This is a genomic window from Chryseobacterium rhizoplanae (assembly GCF_900182655.1).
GTDB classification, from domain to species: domain Bacteria; phylum Bacteroidota; class Bacteroidia; order Flavobacteriales; family Weeksellaceae; genus Chryseobacterium; species Chryseobacterium rhizoplanae.
Window position 1 is genome coordinate 226,362 of record NZ_FXTC01000002.1, and the last position, 18,059, is coordinate 244,420.

Here is an 18,059-nt window from a genome sequence, read left to right on the forward strand (position 1 = left end):
TTAATCATATGAAGGTGATTTTAAACCCCTTTAAACGGCCTTAATTCCCTTCTCAAGGAATATTTCTCAACAAAAACATGATAACAATCACAAAAAAGCGTATGAAAATTTAAGATTTTCATACGCTTTTCACATCTTTTACAAATTTCTTTACAATAAACGAAACCTATAATTTAATTATGTTCAATAATGGCTTTTAGCAGCATATTAACCTCATCTACGTTTTTTACCCTTTCCTTCCTCATCATCAGTTGATTACCTTCTTTTCCGGACTTCTCTTTAAGCTGTGCTTCAGCTGGATTTCGGGTTAAGTAATTAATAATATGTCTGAATCTATCCGTCTGGTAGAATTTATCCTGAGGATTTCCCGGAAAGTATCCTAAGAACACTCCATTTTTCATAACAATCTTCTCAAAACCTATATCTGCGGCAAGCCATTTCAGAGAAACGCTTTTCAACAGATTAACAGCTTCTTTCGGCAATACTCCAAAACGGTCAATCAGCTCAAGTTCAAACTGATGAAGATCTGATTCATTATTAATTTCTGCAATTTTCTGGTACAGCATCAATCGTTCCTCGGTATTGGAAATATAGAAATCAGGTAACATCAGCTCCAGATCAGTATCGATATTAACATCTTTCACCGATTTGAAAAGCTTTTGTCTATCTTCCTCATTGTCGAAAAGATTTTCAAAGTCAGCGTCATCTTTCAGCTCTTCCAGCGCTTCCTGCATTAGTTTCTGATACGTTTCAAACCCCATTTCGTTGATGAATCCACTTTGTTCAGCACCCAACAGGTCACCGGCACCACGGATCTCAAGGTCTTTCATTGCAATCTGGAAACCACTTCCCAGATCCGAAAACTGTTCAATGGCTTCCAGACGTTTTCTGGCATCGGAAGTCATCATATCATATGGCGGCGTAATCAGATAACAGAACGCTTTTCTATTACTACGTCCTACCCTTCCCCTCATCTGATGCAAATCTGCCATTCCAAACCGCTGTGCATCGTTGATGAAAATGGTATTGGCATTCGGGACATCCACCCCACTTTCTACAATAGTTGTAGACACAAGAACATCATATTTTCCTTCCATAAAATCCAGAACGTTCTTCTCCAGCTGCTTGCCTTCCATCTGCCCATGTCCTGTAATCACTCTTGCATCCGGAACCAATCTCTGAATAAGTCCCGCAATATCTTTCAGGTTTTCAATCCTGTTATTAATAAAATAAACCTGCCCATCCCTCTGAAGCTCATAAGAAACAGCATCACGGAGAATCTCTTCATTAAATCCGATCAATTGCGTATCTACAGGCTGTCTGTTCGGTGGTGGTGTTTTGATAACAGATAAATCCCTCGCTGCCATTAATGAAAACTGTAAAGTCCTTGGAATAGGAGTAGCTGTCAGCGTAAGCGTATCCACATTATTTTTAAGTGTTTTCAACTTATCTTTTACTGACACCCCAAACTTATGCTCTTCATCAATAATCAATAAACCAAGATCTTTAAACTTCACAGAACTGCTTACCAACTGATGGGTTCCAATGATAATATCTACTTTTCCATTCTTTAAAGCATCTAAGGTTTCCGATTTCTGCTTGGCAGTTCTGAATCTGTTAACATAGTCTACATTTACAGGAAAATCTTTAAGCCTTTCTTTAAAACTTCTGTAATGCTGAAAAGCGAGAATAGTTGTTGGGACCAATATAGCAACCTGCTTACCGTCTGTCGCCGCTTTAAATGCCGCACGGATGGCAACTTCCGTTTTACCAAACCCTACATCACCACAAACCAGCCTGTCCATAACGGTATCAGCTTCCATATCTTTTTTTACGTCTACAGTAGCTTTTTCCTGGTCCGGAGTATCTTCGTAAATAAAACTGGCTTCCAGTTCATTCTGCAGATAAGAATCCGGGGTATAAGCAAAACCTTTTGCCGTTTTTCGCTGTGCGTATAATTGAATAAGGTCAAAGGCAATTTGTTTTACCTTCGCTTTTGTTTTTTGTTTCAGGGACTTCCAGGTAGGAGAACCCAGTTTGCTCAAAACAATCTCTTTTCCATCCGGTCCGTTGTATTTCGAAATCTTATGCAGGGAGTGGATACTTACATATAATAAGTCTCCGTTTTTATAAGTCAGTTTAAAACATTCCTGAATCTTACCGTCATTATTTACTTTGACCAGTCCCATAAACTTACCGATCCCGTGATCAATATGGGCAATATAATCCCCTATTTTCAGAGACATGAGATCTTTCAGTGTAAGCTGTTCCGACTTTGCAAAAGTATTCTTCGCCTTATATCTCTGATAACGGTCAAAGATCTGGTGGTCAGTATAAACAAGAAGCTTGTGGCCGTTGTCTACAAATCCCTCATGCAGCTCAGATTTAAAGCTCTTAAAAGGAAGTTCATGTTCCAGCTCTTCAAAAATAGACTCCAGTCTTTCTTTCTGCTTTTCTGTTGAAAAGGAAATCCAGGTATCAAATCCGCTGTTCTGTTTTTCTTCAATATCTTCAATCAGCAGTTCAAAGTTTTTATGAAAAGAAGGCTGAGGAAGCTGCTCCATCTTAATCTCAGTAATTTCTTTCAATCCTTCAATCACTGACCCGCCAAAATCAATTGTTTTGAATTTTTTATAATCGAATAAAAACTCCTGATCAGAAATAAAAAGCTCCTGAGGAGTTCTGTGGGCAATATCTTTACTTAATGTATCATACTTTTCCAGGGACTTTTCATAGAATGTTCTGATTTTCTGCATTCCTATCATTCCATTTTTAGAGACTACAAAACTTTTATCTGGCAATAACTGCAGCAATGACACCCTGCTTCCTGTCACAGAAAAATTCATGTTGGAAACCAATTGAAAATCCTTTACCTTATCCACAGAAAGCTGGGTTTCGATATCAAAAGTTTTAATGCTTTCCACTTCATTACCGAAGAATGTAATCCTGTATGGCTTTTCGTACGAATAAGAAAATACATCTACAATTCCTCCTCGTACAGAAAATTCTCCTGGTTCCGAAACAAAATCGGCCTGCTGAAAATGATAATGCGTGAGCAGTTCATCTACAAAATCAAAGTCAAGCTGGTCCCCTACTTTTATATGATGGGAGATCGCTTTAAAGTCTTCCTTTTTCAGCACCTTTTCAGATAAGGCTCCGGCATAGGCCACAATAACTTTCGGAGATCTTCCGGAATTGATCTTATTTAAAACTTCAGTTCTTAAAACCAGATTGGCATTTTGTGTTTTTTCTACCTGATAAGGCTCAAGATGAGTGGCCGGAAAATACAGCACCTTATCTTTACCAAGAAGATCTTCCATCTCAGTATTGGCATACAATGCATCCTCTTTATCATCTACCAGATAAAGAATATTTTTCTTTTGAACTAAAAAAAGCTCAGCCACAAAAATAGAAACCGAAGATCCCGCACTTCCCTTTACGGCAATATGCTGGCTATTTTCTAACTGGGTGAAAATTTCTTTCCCGAACTCTTTCTGCATCAGATCTGGAAGAAACTTTTCGTTGATGGATTTTAATTGCATAAATAGTATTGGTATAAACGACAAAAGCGATTTCGGGAGTTTTCCGAAACCGTTGATGATATACAAAGGTACGGATATTTTTTTCTTTCATTAAAAACCTATGGACTTCGGCGTTAAAATGAATGACTTAGCATAATAAATCTTAAATTTTTACAAATTCATGTAAGAACCCGTTAAAAAAACCGAATTATTCCTTCATGGCATAGTGTTTGGAAATTTAAGCCTAACCAAACATTTAAGTATTATGAAAAAAGCAATTAAAATCTTAGGAGTTATGATGCTGTTAGTATTTACAGCATTATCTTTTTCGTCGTGCAGTAAGGATGATGACCCGGTAAACAACGAATTCTTTGCGGGAACATATAAAGGAAGTATTTCTTACAAAGATGGCGGGTCTACCAATATAAGTACAGATAACGGAAGTGTTTTTGTAACGAAGATCGCCAGCGGCACAAAGTATAATTTCGCTTTCTCAAACAGCATTCCGGATCTGAACGGAATAGAGTTTAATCAGGAAGGAGATCATACTCTTGTTATGATTGGTTCTACAGCAACCTCTTATATCAGAATTGACAACAATACGTTAAAAATACTCTACGCAAAGGATGGTAAAACGTGGACAGCCAACTGTACGCGCTAACCTCCTGTCTATTTATATATTATTGCAAGCCTGTTTTCATCTGAAGACAGGCTTTTCTATTGTAAATGAAGCGTTTTAATTTTTTTTTAAGCAGTAATAAACTTTAGTTAAGTTTAAAAATCCAACTTTTCCAGCCTGCTTTTTGCATATCTTTATTCAACAAAAACAAACAGTAATTCTTATGAAAAAATTATTATCTGCAATGTCATTGATCCTTGGATTAGGACTTGCAACTGCTCAGCAGACTGCTCCCGCTACAAGCACTCAGGCTCATCCAGCTGTAAAAACTACAGTGAAAGCCGCTAAACCTGCAGAAGTAAAAGCTGCAAAACCAGCAATGGATGCAAAAGCAGCGAAGCCTGCACAACCGGCTGCCAAAATGAAAAAAGACGGCACACCTGACAAAAGATATAAAGAAAACAAGCACCTGAAAAAAGATGGTACTCCTGATAAAAGGTACAAGGTGAACAAATAAGCATAACATTAACATATAGTTGTTATTTTCATAATCAAATTTCGAAAAGCCGGTGGAACTTGTTCCATCGGTTTTTTTATGTGAAGCTTTGTAAAAAATGATTCCATATTCTCTACTTATTTATAAATTTGACCCATGTTAAACTTCTTCAAGAAAAATGCGGCTTTGATTTGGGCAAAGAAACATGTCCAAAAAGCGGAGGATTTCAAAAAAAATGCAGAGAAAAACCAGGAGGATTTATTACTTTCTCTAGTCAACACGGCTCAAAAAACACTTTTTGGCCGGGAACATGATTTTGAAAATATCCGTTCTGTGAAAGATTTTCAGGACAGAGTTCCGGTAGCAGATTATGAAGATCTTAAACCTTATATAGAGCGGGTAAAAAAAGGGCAGGCCAATATTCTATGGACAGAAACCCCTGAATATTTTGCCAAAACTTCCGGAACAACTTCCGGATCTAAATATATCCCGATTTCCAAAGAAGGAATGCCGCTTCAGGTTGCCGGTGCCCAAAGCGCTCTATTTCATTATATCAGTAAAAAAAATAATGCGGACTTTGTAAACGGGAAAATGATTTTTCTGCAGGGAAGCCCTGAGCTGGAGGAGGTTTTCGGAATAAAAACAGGAAGATTATCCGGTATTGTAGCGCACCATATCCCGAATTATCTGCAGAAAAACCGTCTTCCAAGCTGGGAAACCAATATTATGGAAGACTGGGAAGCCAAAGTAGATAAAATCATTGAGGAAACGGAGCGCGAAAACATGACCCTGATCTCAGGAATTCCGCCATGGCTGATCATGTATTTTGAGAAGTTAACAGAAAAACACGGCAAAAAGATCAAACAGCTTTTCCCGAATCTGCAGCTTATCGTTACCGGAGGTGTTAATTACGAACCTTACCGTGATAAAATGGAGGATCTTCTGGGAGGAAAAGTAGATATTATCCAGACATTTCCTGCTTCTGAAGGCTTTTTTGCTTTTCAGGACGATTATACAAAAGAAGGTCTTCTGCTACTGACCAATCATGGGATCTTTTATGAATTTATTCCTTTGGAAGAATATGGCAAGCCTGGAGCGAGAAGATTAACATTGAAAGAAATTGAGCTTCATAAAGATTACGCCCTGATCCTTACCACCAATTCCGGACTGTGGGCTTATTCTATCGGTGATGTTGTAAGATTTATCAGCAAAGATCCTTACAGGGTTCTGGTAAGTGGCAGGACCAAACATTTTACTTCGGCATTCGGGGAACATGTGATTGCTTTTGAGGTGGAAGAAGCGATGAAAGCTACTCTTGAAAAATATCCGGCACAGATTACAGAATTCCATCTTGCTCCGCAGGTAAACCCGGGTGAAGGACTTCCGTACCATGAGTGGCTGATAGAATTTGAAAAGGAACCGGAGGATTTGGATGTATTCAGGGATGAGCTGGATCTGCAGCTGAGAGCAAGAAACACTTATTATGATGATCTTATTTCCGGAAATATTTTACAAAAACTGCATATTACCAGACTTCAAAAGAATGCCTTTCATGAATATGCCAAATCTCAGGGGAAACTGGGAGGCCAAAACAAGACTCCGAGATTAGCTAATGACAGAAACATTGCAGATATCTTAGAAATTTACAAAAATTAATCATATTTTTTCAATTCCAAAAACGTATATTCGAAAAAAATTATAAATTTGAAAAACTAAAAGAAAATAATGAAAGCATCTGTACTGTTGAAATCATCTTTACTAACCTCTTTATTTGTTATTACGTCTTGCGCGACGACAAAATACAGCGAAGATATTTCAAAAAACAACTACTCTAATCTTGAAGCCGGAAAAATCTACAAAGTAACGATGAGAGATGGCTCTCCGAAACAGACCATCTTATTCAGAAACATGGTGGGTGATAATCTTGTAGGTACAGCAGGCAAGAAAGACAGTACGGAAGTTATCATTCCTAAATCAAATGTAGCGGCTGTAAAAGACAGAAGAAAAGCAAGAATTGCTGCCGGAGCTACTCTTATCGGAGCAGCGGGTGTTGCTGCCATCGTAATCAGTTCCTCAAGAGCTGACTAAAATAGATTTTATCTTTTGAGATATATTTAATATATCTTTCAAAAATTGTCATATGGATAGTCCTAAATAAATTTTTAGGGCTATTTTTGTTCATGATTTCCTTTACCCCGTTACAAACATTACAAAATGTTGAGTTCAGAAATCTTCTCACCGGGAGATTTTTTATTGTTTTAGCTTTCAGAATGCTGGCCACTTTATTAGGATGGTGGGTGTATCAATTAACAAAAGATCCTTTTTCAATAGGCCTTATCGGGTTATCAGAGGTAATTCCTGCTGTAAGCTGTGCACTGTATGCGGGACACGTTATTGATATGAATGAGAAAAAGAGACTGCTTCTCATCTGTAATTATGCTTATATTTTCCTGATCGGGCTTCTTTTGGTTCCTGCATTCCTCGATGTAGAAATGCATTTCACCGGACATCAGATCACCTATTATATCTATGGAGTTATCTTTTTTACCGGAATAGCAAGGGCATTCATTGGTCCTATTGTTCCTTCAATGATTCCTAAAATTGTAAAGAAAGAAAACCTTCCCAATGCAGTTACTCTAAACCAGGCCACTTTCCTGATATCTTCTGTGTGCGGACATGCGGTAGGGGGTATTCTTATTGGGTTTATTGGTGTAAAATGGACATTGGTCGCTATTTTAGCATTAATATTTCTTGCTTCATTATTTTTCTGGCAGCTTCACAAACAGCATTCAGAGTATAAAAAAGAAACGGTAAATGTGGTGGAAAGTATGCGTGAAGGAATTTCTTATATTTTCAAAACCAAAGAAATTTTAGGGGCATTATGTCTTGATATGTTTGCTGTACTTTTTGGAGGTGCAGTGGCTATGATTCCTGTATTTGCTACTGATATTCTCAATTCGGGGGCGGAAGGTTTCGGATTACTGAATGCAGCATCTGATATTGGATCAATGTGTATCATTACCATTCTGTCTATTGTTCCTCTCCGAAAGAATCAGGGGAAAATACTTCTTGCTGTTGTTACCGGATTCGGGCTTTGTATCATTGGTTTCGGTTTATCCAAATTGTATTGGCTGTCTTTCATGTTCCTTGTGATGAGCGGAATGCTTGATGGAATTTCTGTAGTCATCCGAGGTACCATTGTACAACTAAAGACACCTGATCATATAAGAGGACGCGTTCTCAGTGTAAATTCAATTTTCATTATGTCCAGCAATGAAATGGGACAATTTGAAAGTGGTGTTATGGCTAAATTACTAGGCGTAGTACGCTCTGTAGTATTTGGCGGCTGTATGACTGTTTTAGTTGCCCTGCTTGTAGGAAGCACCAATCCTAAATTGAGGAAGATGCAATATTAATTCATTGTTTCTCAGTCTATTTAAAAATCTGATACGAAAAAATCAGAATTCGAAATACTTAAAATCAGAATAGAACGTTTTCTATTCTGATTTTACTTTTATAGGTGTTTATTCAAAATTATTCGAAGGATTAAATCCCAAATATTCAGTGAAATCATAAATATCTTTACGACCTCTGTATAATTTAACTTAAATAACAAAATACAATATTAGAAATCAATATATTAGTTTCATTAAATATATCTCAAAATCTTTAATTTAACGTTAATAATTTTTTATATTTGCTTGATAAAATATCCCCCTATGTATAAACTTTTACTAATTTTGAGTTTTTTCATTGTAAATTATTCGGCAAAAGCCCAGAATTTCACTGACAAAGCGTTAACCCAAGCCGTTTTGCAGCTCAATGCTTCCAAAACAGCGAATGATTACGACAATGTTTTCAATAAATTTTCAGGAGCAAAAACTTCAGAAACATGGCAGTCTAATTATTACGCCGCTGTTGCGCTCTATCTTAAAAACGAAACCCTGCTAAAGAAATCATCCGGAGCAAGCCTTATGGATGACAACGCTTTTGCCAGAAAAATAGCAACAGGAATATGGACTGCACAAAGAGATAACGCTGAGATCAACATATTATTAGGTTTACTGTATGTTCAGAAAATTCAGATTGATGGCTCTCAAAACAGTCAACCGGATCAGGATGTCATCTCTCAAAGTATAGTAAAAGCTGAAACCCACTCTGTCAACAACCCGAGACTGACTGTTCTTCAGGCAAAAATCAAAGAAAAATCAGGTGATCAACAGAATGCTGACATTTTATACCGTAAAGCTTTAAACGAATTTTCCAACCCAAACTCTTCAGACAGTAAATCTCCAACATGGGGAAAACAATTGGTACCTTCTGTTCAATAATTTGAAGATAAAAAATTAAAATGATTCACATGAAAAAACATCTACTCGTTTTTCTATTTTTCTTAGCTCAAATGGCTTTTGCACAGCAGGACTGCATTACTGCCATACCGATATGCAGCGATGCCGCTATTTCTCTTACGCCTAACGGCTGGGGGACTGTCAAAGAAGGTCAGGTGGGCTGCCTTGGCCCTAATGGGGAGAGTAATTCCATATGGCTTACTTTCAGCATAGAAACCGCCGGAACACTTACTTTTGTAGTAACTCCTACAGGTCCCTCTGCTGTGGGTATTGACTATGACTTTGCCCTGTATGGTCCCAATCACAACTGCGCCAATACAACAGCTACCCCATTAAGATGTTCTTATGCCGGCGTTAACGGAAGCATCATCAACCCTACCGGGCTTAATATGACTTCTACGGACACAACTGAAGGAGGAGGAGGCGACGGTTATGTAAAATATATTGATGTACTTCCCGGACAGGTGTATCATCTTCTTTTAAATAACTATTCTACGCAAATTGCTCCATTTACCCTATCTTTTGGAGGAACAGCCAAGCTTCTTACTCCGTTTGATCATAATTCGGCACAGGTTTATCAACCTAATCCGTTTTTACAGCCTGGCCCAACACAAAACGGAGAGATCCCGGTATGTGGTAAAATTGTAAACTATGATTTTTCTACATTTTCTGCACATATCTTAAATTCCAATCCTAATTTTGTAGTAAAATATTATGCTTCAGCAACAGACGCATTAGACGATTTAAACCCAATTACTGCACCTACGAATATTAATGTAGCTAACACTTATACGTATGCAATCAGCTATGTTGATCCCAATAGCCCGACCAGCTTCTTAAATCAGTGTAGAGAATATGGACAGATAAAATTCATTGATAAATCTTTTACTCTGAACCCTGCAACACTTACTTCTTGCAGCAACAATAATTCAGGAACTGCAATGTATGATCTATCTACAGCAACTGTAGGAGCTGCTCCCAATCATATATTAAAGTACTACCCTACTATGTATGATCTTAACCATGGAACCAATGAGATCACCAATCCTTACATGTTTGTTTCGGCAGAAGGTTCAGTTTTTGTACAGGCAACCAACGAATTTGGATGTACAGCTGCCGCTGAAATTACACTTAAATTCTATCCTTTGGTTACAGCAACAGATGGTTCATTAAGATCTTGCTTTATAGAATCAAACCCATCTACTGCTTTATTCAATCTGGCAAACGCTGCGGTTACAAGTCCTACAGGAACTACAACCAAGAGATATTTCCCATCATTGACAGATGCAATAGATGCAACAAACGAAATTTTAGGATTTAATAATTATATTGCCCCAAGTGGATTTGTATACGTTAGAGTATCAGACAACCGCGGATGTTATACGATTGCAAAAATTACCCTGACAGTAATTGCCCCTGTGACATCAAGTGTTCTGAAAGATAAGATTATCTGTATGGAAGACACCACAACTCTTGATGCCGGCCCAGGCTTCAACGGTTATGAATGGAGCACAGGAGCAACCACTCAGTCTATCAAAAATGTAGGAGTAGGAATTTACTGGGTAAAACTGAAAACAGGAGATTGTATCGCAACACAAAAAGTCACTGTATACCCTTCTGATCAGCCGGTTGTATCAAGTATTGATGTTTCCAACACTACATTAACAATCAATGTTATAGGAGGAACACCGGATTACCAGTATTCTATGGATAAAATCATATGGCAGCCTTCCAATACATTCTCGAATGTAGCAAGAGGAACATACAAAGTATATGTAAAAGATGCTTATGACTGCGAACCTATTGAAGTTACCGTAGTGGTACCTAATCTGATCAATATGATTACTCCAAACGGAGATGGCGTGAACGACGTTGTAGATTATTCTGCAATTGCAGACAAACAAAACCTAGTATTAAGTATCTTTGACAGATACGGAACAAAAATCCACCAGGGAGACAAATCCAATGGATACAAATGGGACGGAACTATTGCAGGGAAGAAGATTCCAACTGGTACATACTGGTATTCTGTAACATGGAATGAGAATGACAAGAAGAACACTCCGTTCAAGTTTTCAGGTTGGATCGTTGTAAAAAACAGAGAATAATCCTTATATAATATGAGAAAGCCGCTTTGGCGGCTTTTTCTTTTAACAAACCATGAAAAATTAATTGAGCCCAATTTTGTTTAACAAAAATCGTTTCAACAATGAAAAAAATACTACTTCTTTTTATTTTATTGATAACACAGATAGTCTACTCACAGTCAGATTGTATCACAGCAATTCCTATCTGTGGTAACTCAGACATTTCTTACACGCCTTCAGGACCTGGGAATATTATAGAAATTCTTAACGCAAACGGAGGATGTCTCAGCACCAATGAAAGATATACCGTTTGGTACACTTTCACTGTATCTACACCAGGTACCCTTGCATTTAAAATAAAACCTAATGATCAGGGTGATGATTACGATTTTGCAGTCTATGGACCTACAGCAAACGGCTGTGCTTCTTTACAGAATGCAGATCACGTCTTCATACAGCCTATAAGATGTAACTATAGCGGTACTCCGGGAGACACAGGTCTGGATCTTGCTCTTGCTCCTCCTGCAGTATTTCCTACCAATCCTCCCGGCACTACAGCCAGCATGAACAATGGTAAATGGAGCCCATATATGGATGTATTAGTAGGGCAAACTTATTATTTGGTTATTGATAACTTCAGTAGATCCATTAATGGTTTTTCCATGGAATGGTCAGGTACTGCAAGTTTAAGCTCTGCATTTAACGATCCTGTTCTTTCTCCTAATCCATTTATCCCACCGGGAATTCCTGGAGCTACTCCTAATGATCCAACCCAGGTAATGGTTTGTTCTTTACCTTCACAATTCGATTTTACAACCCTGTCAGCAGCTATCATTAATGGTAACAGCACTAACTTCAAGGTTACATATCATAAAACAACCAATGATGCCCTTACAGGAGAAAACCCTCTTACAATAGCAACTGTAGACGGAACAACAACCTATTATTACAGAATTGTATATAAAGATCCGAATAACCCAACCAACCCTATCAACGGATGTTTCATAACAGGGAAATTTAAGTTTGTGAATGTAGGCATCTCAGCCAATACCGCTACTTTATATTCTTGTAATAACAATGGAGCCGGTACAGCTAAATATAATTTGACAACAGCTAATATATTCGGCGGAAGCGGAGCAACTATTAAGTATTACACTACCGTTGACGATATGAATGCAGAAGTTAACGAGATTACTGACCCTACCAACTATATTTCTCCGGAAGCTACTATATATGCAAAAGTAATTTCTACTTTCGGATGTAAAGCAACTACTACCATCAGACTATTGTTTTACCCAACTGTAGTATTAAAAGATGCTGTACTTCAAAACTGTTATATTGATAACGACGTTACCCGCTCAACTTTTGATCTTTCTAAAGCTGATATCGGAGTACCTGTGCCAACACCTACAGGAACGATCATTAAGTATTATACATCGGTAGCTGATGCCAAAGCCCAAATCAACCCTATTACATTGCCATTTAACTATCTTTCAGAAAGCAAAACCGTATATGTAAGAGTAGACAATGATAAACAATGTTATTCAATCGCTAAAATAGAACTGGTAGTATTACCTCCGGTAAAATCAGCAGTGTTAAAAGATAAAACAATATGTGCGGAAGCCAAAACCACATTGGATGCAGGACCTGGATTCGACAGCTATGAGTGGAGCACAGGAGAAACTACACAATCTATCAATAACGTAGGCGTAGGGGTTTATTATGTAAAACTTCAGACCGGAAAATGTTTCACGCTTCAGGAAGTACGTGTACACCCAAGCCTTCAGCCGGTGGTTTCTGGGATAGAGATCTCAAACAACAACATTACGGTTACCGCTACGGGTGGAGTTCCTCCATATAAATTTTCTGTAGACGGCATCAACTGGCAGGATTCTAATACATTCACAGGACTTCCAAGAGGTGAGAATACAGTGTATGTAAAAGACACTTATAATTGTACTCCTGTTCAGGTGACAGTTACTGTTCCTAACCTTATTAACGCTATCACTCCAAACGGAGACAACGTAAACGATGTTATCGACTACTCTGCACTGGCATACAAGAAAAACCTTGTCTTCATTGTGTATGACAGATATGGAAACAAACTTCATGAAGCCAACAAAATGAGAAATTTCACTTGGGACGGAACTGCTTTCGGTAAGAAAATCCTGACAGGAACTTACTGGTACACGATCTCATGGAACGAAAACAATAAAGACAATACAGAAACCAAATATTCAGGATGGGTATTGGTAAAAAATAAAGAATAAGTTATACTCAATCTTTAAAAAAAATCACCTCAGACCGAGGTGATTTTTTTTATCAACAAGATCAATCTCCTGTTGACAGCATTTTCCGAAAGACTGCCAATAAATTGTTGAATACTATTTTCTTATTATTTTTTAAATAAACTATCTTTGCACCATGGCGCAGAAAGAAACATTATCATCCCTGACACACGGAAACTTTGCAAAAGAATTGTCTATTGCGGATGGGAAAATGCCTCCCAATGCAGTGGATTTTGAAAGACTTGTTATCGGAACTTTTTTGATAGACAAAAAAGGTCTTGACCATTCCATTGACCTTCTTACTTCAGAAGTATTTTATGATCCGAGACATCAGGTCATCTTTTCTACCATTTTAAAGCTTTACGAAGGCAACCATCCGGTAGATTTAATGACCATTATTCAGGAGTTAAAAAAAGAAGACAAGCTAAGCCAGGCCGGTGGTGACCACTATATCATTGACCTGACGATGGGAGTAAGTTCATCTGCCCATATTGAATACCATGTACGTGTTATTCTTGAAAAATATATTTTAAGAAGCCTTATCAATGTTTCTGCTAATGTTATCGACTCTTCTTATAAGGAATCAACAGACGTTTTCGAACTTCTGGATAAAGCAGAACAGTCTTTCTTTGAAATCACCAACGGAACCATTAAAAAGGGATTCGATACTGCCAATTCATTGGTAAAGCAGGCTATTGATACGATTAAGTCTTTAAAAGATAAACAAGGACTTTCAGGGGTTCCTTCAGGATTCAGAGATGTGGATAAGGAAACCGGTGGATGGCAGAATTCAGACCTTATCATTATTGCAGCCCGTCCGGCGATGGGAAAAACGGCATTTCTTCTTTCGATGGCAAGAAATATTGCGGTGGGACACAAAATTCCTATGGCTCTTTTCTCTCTCGAGATGGCATCAGTACAGCTTATCACCAGGATGATTGCTTCTGAAACAAGAATCTCTTCTGAAAAACTAAGAAAAGGAACGCTGGATGATGAAGAATGGCAGAGACTATTCTCCAATGTATCTGAACTGGAAAACGCTCCTTTATATATTGATGAAACCCCTTCCCTTTCGATATTCGATTTCCGTGCAAAATGCCGAAGACTTGTTATGCAGCATGGGGTAAGACTTATCATGGTCGACTACCTTCAGCTGATGACAGCAGGAAGCAGCAATGGAAAAGGAGTTGGAAACCGTGAACAGGAGATCTCCATGATTTCACGTTCATTAAAGGCAATTGCAAAAGAACTTAACGTTCCGGTGATTGCTCTTTCCCAGCTTTCGAGAAGTGTGGAAGCCCGTCCGGGAAAAAGGCCTCAGCTTTCAGATTTGAGGGAGTCCGGGGCGATTGAGCAGGATGCGGATATTGTATCTTTCATCTTCAGACCAGAATATTATAAAATTACCGTTTGGGATAATGATGAGGAAGGACAGGAAACTTCTACTGAAAACCAGGCCGAGCTGATTATTGCAAAGCACAGGAATGGTGCTACGGCAGATGTCCGGCTTTCTTTCTTAAAGCATTTTGCAAAATTTGGTGATATTGAAGCGGCAATGGACGGAGCCGGAGGAGGATATCCTTCCAACTTTGGAGAACCGAGCGGCTTTGACAAAATCAAAACTACCATTCAGCCAGGGGCAGCATTTGACCTTCCGGACAGCTCAAAACTTTCCGGCTCATCAATGAATGACTTTGATGATGATGACGATTTTCCGTTTTAAACTGAAGCTTAAACCAAATTCAGTTTAAATTCACAACCCATAATTCAATTTTTTAAAAAGCAGATTTGAGAATCGAAATTTATACCGACGGGGCTTGCAGCGGAAATCCGGGAAAAGGCGGATATGGAATTCTCATGCGCGTTCCTGAAAAAAACTATCAGAAAACATTTTCCAAAGGGTTTAGAAAAACTACCAATAACAGAATGGAGCTTCTGGCAGTGATCACTGCACTGGAAAAACTGAAATCTACAGAAAACGAGATCCATGTATATACTGACAGCAAGTACGTATCTGATGCGATAAACCAAAACTGGATTGCCGGATGGATCAAGCGAGGCTGGAAGAATGTAAAGAACCCCGACCTCTGGAAAAAATTCGTTGAGTTATACAACAAACACACCCCTACAATGCATTGGGTGAAAGGCCATGCAGGGCACTTTGAGAACGAGCTTTGCGACAAACTGGCAGTTGCAGCAGCCAATTCTCCCGATCTCGAAATTGATACTTATTTTGAGGGTTTGGATAGCAATTCCTTATTTTAATTTAATTCATATAAATACGTAAACCATACTACAATATTCACCATTACATCACAATAAGCAGCATTTTTTTAAAATATTATTAAAATTTTAGCAAAATTAACACTAAATACATATTATTTAATCGGGATTTAATATCTTTACACATTAATCAAAGTCCCCTTAAATGAATAAAAATCTATTATTGTATTTATCTGTTTTTTTACTCTGTATAGCCGGGAAGTCCTTTGCCCAGACTTATCAGCTTACCGGAAACCCAGTGACTACTACTGGATGGACGATGGTTTCCCCTACTCAGGTAAACACAGATTTTATTCAGCTCACCCCGGATACCAATAATCAATCCGGTTCTATCAGACTGAATGACCCTATTAATTTAAAATATTGTGATAAATGGAGAGTAGAATTTGATTTCAGAATGGATTCCAACCAAACCTCCAACGGAGATGGAATCGCGTTCTGGTATCTGGCCAATCCGCCTGTCGCCAGTGTATTAGGATCCGGATTGGGTGTCTCACAAAATGCAGTTGGACTTATCGTAGGACTGGATACTTACAACAACACGACCACTGCTACGATGAGCAAGGTTCACGTTGCTTACGGACAGGTTCAAAATACAACTGATACCAATAACGTTGAATTTTTCAATGTTGCAGGAAGCTCCTTTCACTCACCGGATTTGAACACCACACAACCTTTTCAGGGCACCACCTTTAAACATGTTGAAGTAACCGCACAGGTAGATCCCGCAGCTCCTACAAGCTGGATCTTAAAAATAACAATAGATGGTAATGTAATTTGTAATCAGTCTTTTGCTCCTTCCGGAACAGCTGCTGCAATGACGGTAGGATATTTTGGATTCTCAGCTTCTACAGGAGGTGCAAGATCAAGACATTCTATTAAAAATGTAAAAATTTATACTGATAAAGTTCCTATTTTACAAAACTCAGCGACTCAGTCTTTCTGTCCTAATCCTACTACCGGATATGGATCTGTAAACCTGACATCTTTCAACTCGCAATTTGTCAACAATCCTTCAAATTATACATTTAGTTATTATCCACTGGGAAGCTCTACTCCTATTGCTAATCCTGCCAACTATCAATTCAATGCAAATACAACGGTTACTGTTGTTATTAAAGATAATGCAGGACTGCTCTGTGACAACCCGGATGGTAAAATATTATTGGTTCTTGCTCCTTTTAAAGCTGAGGACAAAACGATTACGGTATGTAACAATAACAAAGCAGGAACAGCCACTTTCAACCTGAATACAGCAAATGTCACAGGTGTTCCCGGCGCTGTTAAAAAATATTATAAAACGTTAGCTGACCTAAATGCAGACACGAATGAAATTCAAAATCCCGGCAGTTACTTCTCTGCTCCCGGAGAAGTATATGTAAAAGTAACGACCCCTCAGGGATGTACAGGTACAGCAAAAATCACCCTGGCATTTTACCCGGACACTCCTGTGCAGGAAGCTACAATTAGATCATGCTTTATTGAAACTAATATTACCAGTGCTATTTTTAATCTGACCACTGCGAATGTTACTACATTAAACAGCGGTGTGACAAAAAAATACTACACCTCCATTGCTAATGCTTTAGACGGAACCAATGAGATCATGAATCCTCTTCAGTACTTATCTACAAGTACTGCCGTGTATGCAAAAGTAACAGATGCCAACGGATGTTTCAATATTGCCAAGATCAATCTTATTGTATTACCACCTGTAACATCTTCGGTGTTGAAAGACAAAACCATTTGTATAGGTGAAAAAACAGATCTGGATGCAGGTCCTGGATTTGATGGCTATGAATGGAGCACTGGAGCAACTACCTCATCTGTTAAAGATCTGGGAGTAGGTGTTTATTGGGTGAGACTTAAAACAGGGAATTGTATCACGACACAGATTGTAAAAATAAATGCATCTGCAAATCCTGTGATTTCCAGCATTGATATTGACAACAACACAATCACGGTAAATGTAGCCGGAGGAAAACCTCAGTATCAATTCTCTCTGGATGGAGTCAACTGGCAGACCAGCAATATATTCACCGGACTTGCAAGAGGAGAAGTAAGAGTGTATGTAAAAGACTTCTACAACTGTACTCCTGTTGAAGTTCAGATCACTGTACCGAACCTGATCAATGCCATCACTCCAAACGGTGATAACGTAAACGACTTTATTGACTATTCAGCGCTTGCTTACAAGAAAAATCTGGTATTCATCGTGTATGACAGATATGGTAACAAATTATATGAGGCAGGAAAAATGAGAAACTTCACATGGGACGGAACGGCTTCCGGTAAAAAAGTTCTTACAGGAACTTACTGGTACACGATCTCATGGAATGAGAACAATAAAGACAATACAGAAACCAAATATTCAGGCTGGGTGTTGGTTAAAAACAGAGAATAAATTTAGTATCCG

General features: G+C 38.3%; 12 protein-coding genes. 11 read left to right on the forward strand and 1 reads right to left on the reverse strand.

Going from position 1 to position 18,059, the window contains the following annotated elements:
- Positions 1-173: 173 nt before the first annotated feature.
- Complete coding sequence (gene mfd / locus FN817_RS06325) at positions 174-3,542, reverse strand: transcription-repair coupling factor (RefSeq protein WP_142717206.1); 3,369 nt, start codon at positions 3,540-3,542, stop codon at positions 174-176.
- Positions 3,543-3,786: 244 nt separating this feature from the next.
- Between mfd and FN817_RS06330 the strand changes: the two genes are divergently transcribed.
- The 11 genes from FN817_RS06330 (at position 3,787) to FN817_RS06380 (ending at position 18,047) form a co-directional block, all read left to right on the forward strand.
- Positions 3,787-4,182 (forward strand): hypothetical protein, encoded by a 396-nt coding sequence (locus tag FN817_RS06330; protein WP_142717207.1) that lies wholly within the window; start codon positions 3,787-3,789, stop codon positions 4,180-4,182.
- Between the two features lie 181 nt (positions 4,183-4,363).
- Complete coding sequence (locus tag FN817_RS06335) at positions 4,364-4,657, forward strand: hypothetical protein (protein WP_142717208.1); 294 nt, start codon at positions 4,364-4,366, stop codon at positions 4,655-4,657.
- Positions 4,658-4,792: 135 nt separating this feature from the next.
- On the forward strand, positions 4,793-6,292 hold the full coding sequence (locus FN817_RS06340) for a GH3 auxin-responsive promoter family protein (RefSeq protein WP_142717209.1): 1,500 nt from the start codon (positions 4,793-4,795) through the stop codon (positions 6,290-6,292).
- Between the two features lie 69 nt (positions 6,293-6,361).
- The gene (locus FN817_RS06345; RefSeq protein WP_047422283.1) at positions 6,362-6,724 is read left to right on the forward strand and encodes a hypothetical protein; all 363 of its coding nucleotides are present in this window, start codon (positions 6,362-6,364) and stop codon (positions 6,722-6,724) included.
- Between the two features lie 92 nt (positions 6,725-6,816).
- Positions 6,817-8,052: an MFS transporter gene (locus FN817_RS06350; RefSeq protein ID WP_142717210.1), complete on the forward strand. Its 1,236-nt coding sequence runs from the start codon at positions 6,817-6,819 to the stop codon at positions 8,050-8,052.
- Between the two features lie 324 nt (positions 8,053-8,376).
- Entirely contained in the window at positions 8,377-8,967 is a 591-nt protein-coding gene (locus tag FN817_RS06355) for a hypothetical protein (protein ID WP_167498821.1), read from the forward strand.
- A gap of 29 nt (positions 8,968-8,996) precedes the next feature.
- Positions 8,997-11,093 (forward strand): T9SS type B sorting domain-containing protein, encoded by a 2,097-nt coding sequence (locus FN817_RS06360; RefSeq protein ID WP_317129973.1) that lies wholly within the window; start codon positions 8,997-8,999, stop codon positions 11,091-11,093.
- 101 nt (positions 11,094-11,194) lie between these two features.
- Positions 11,195-13,342, forward strand: a complete 2,148-nt coding sequence (locus tag FN817_RS06365; protein WP_142717213.1) for a T9SS type B sorting domain-containing protein — start codon at positions 11,195-11,197, stop codon at positions 13,340-13,342.
- Positions 13,343-13,496: 154 nt separating this feature from the next.
- Positions 13,497-15,083 carry a replicative DNA helicase gene (gene dnaB / locus FN817_RS06370; protein WP_047422278.1) on the forward strand — a complete coding sequence of 529 codons (1,587 nt, stop codon included), beginning with the start codon at positions 13,497-13,499 and terminating at the stop codon, positions 15,081-15,083.
- A 65-nt stretch (positions 15,084-15,148) separates the two neighbouring features.
- The gene (gene rnhA, locus FN817_RS06375) at positions 15,149-15,625 is read left to right on the forward strand and encodes a ribonuclease HI (protein ID WP_142717214.1); all 477 of its coding nucleotides are present in this window, start codon (positions 15,149-15,151) and stop codon (positions 15,623-15,625) included.
- Between the two features lie 163 nt (positions 15,626-15,788).
- Positions 15,789-18,047, forward strand: coding sequence for a T9SS type B sorting domain-containing protein (locus tag FN817_RS06380; RefSeq protein ID WP_142717215.1), 2,259 nt, complete (start codon positions 15,789-15,791; stop codon positions 18,045-18,047).
- The last annotated feature ends 12 nt before the right edge of the window (positions 18,048-18,059 follow it).

Excerpts from the sequence above, each read along its gene's own strand:
- mfd (WP_142717206.1), bottom strand. The coding sequence starts at position 3,542 with ATGCAATTAAAATCCATCAACGAAAAGTTTCTTCCAGATCTGATGCAG.
- FN817_RS06335 (WP_142717208.1), top strand. The coding sequence starts at position 4,364 with ATGAAAAAATTATTATCTGCAATGTCATTGATCCTTGGATTAGGACTT.
- FN817_RS06330 (WP_142717207.1), top strand. The coding sequence starts at position 3,787 with ATGAAAAAAGCAATTAAAATCTTAGGAGTTATGATGCTGTTAGTATTT.
- dnaB (WP_047422278.1), top strand. The coding sequence starts at position 13,497 with ATGGCGCAGAAAGAAACATTATCATCCCTGACACACGGAAACTTTGCA.
- FN817_RS06350 (WP_142717210.1), top strand. The coding sequence starts at position 6,817 with ATGATTTCCTTTACCCCGTTACAAACATTACAAAATGTTGAGTTCAGA.
- FN817_RS06345 (WP_047422283.1), top strand. The coding sequence starts at position 6,362 with ATGAAAGCATCTGTACTGTTGAAATCATCTTTACTAACCTCTTTATTT.
- FN817_RS06360 (WP_317129973.1), top strand. The coding sequence starts at position 8,997 with ATGAAAAAACATCTACTCGTTTTTCTATTTTTCTTAGCTCAAATGGCT.
- FN817_RS06340 (WP_142717209.1), top strand. The coding sequence starts at position 4,793 with ATGTTAAACTTCTTCAAGAAAAATGCGGCTTTGATTTGGGCAAAGAAA.
- FN817_RS06380 (WP_142717215.1), top strand. The coding sequence starts at position 15,789 with ATGAATAAAAATCTATTATTGTATTTATCTGTTTTTTTACTCTGTATA.
- FN817_RS06365 (WP_142717213.1), top strand. The coding sequence starts at position 11,195 with ATGAAAAAAATACTACTTCTTTTTATTTTATTGATAACACAGATAGTC.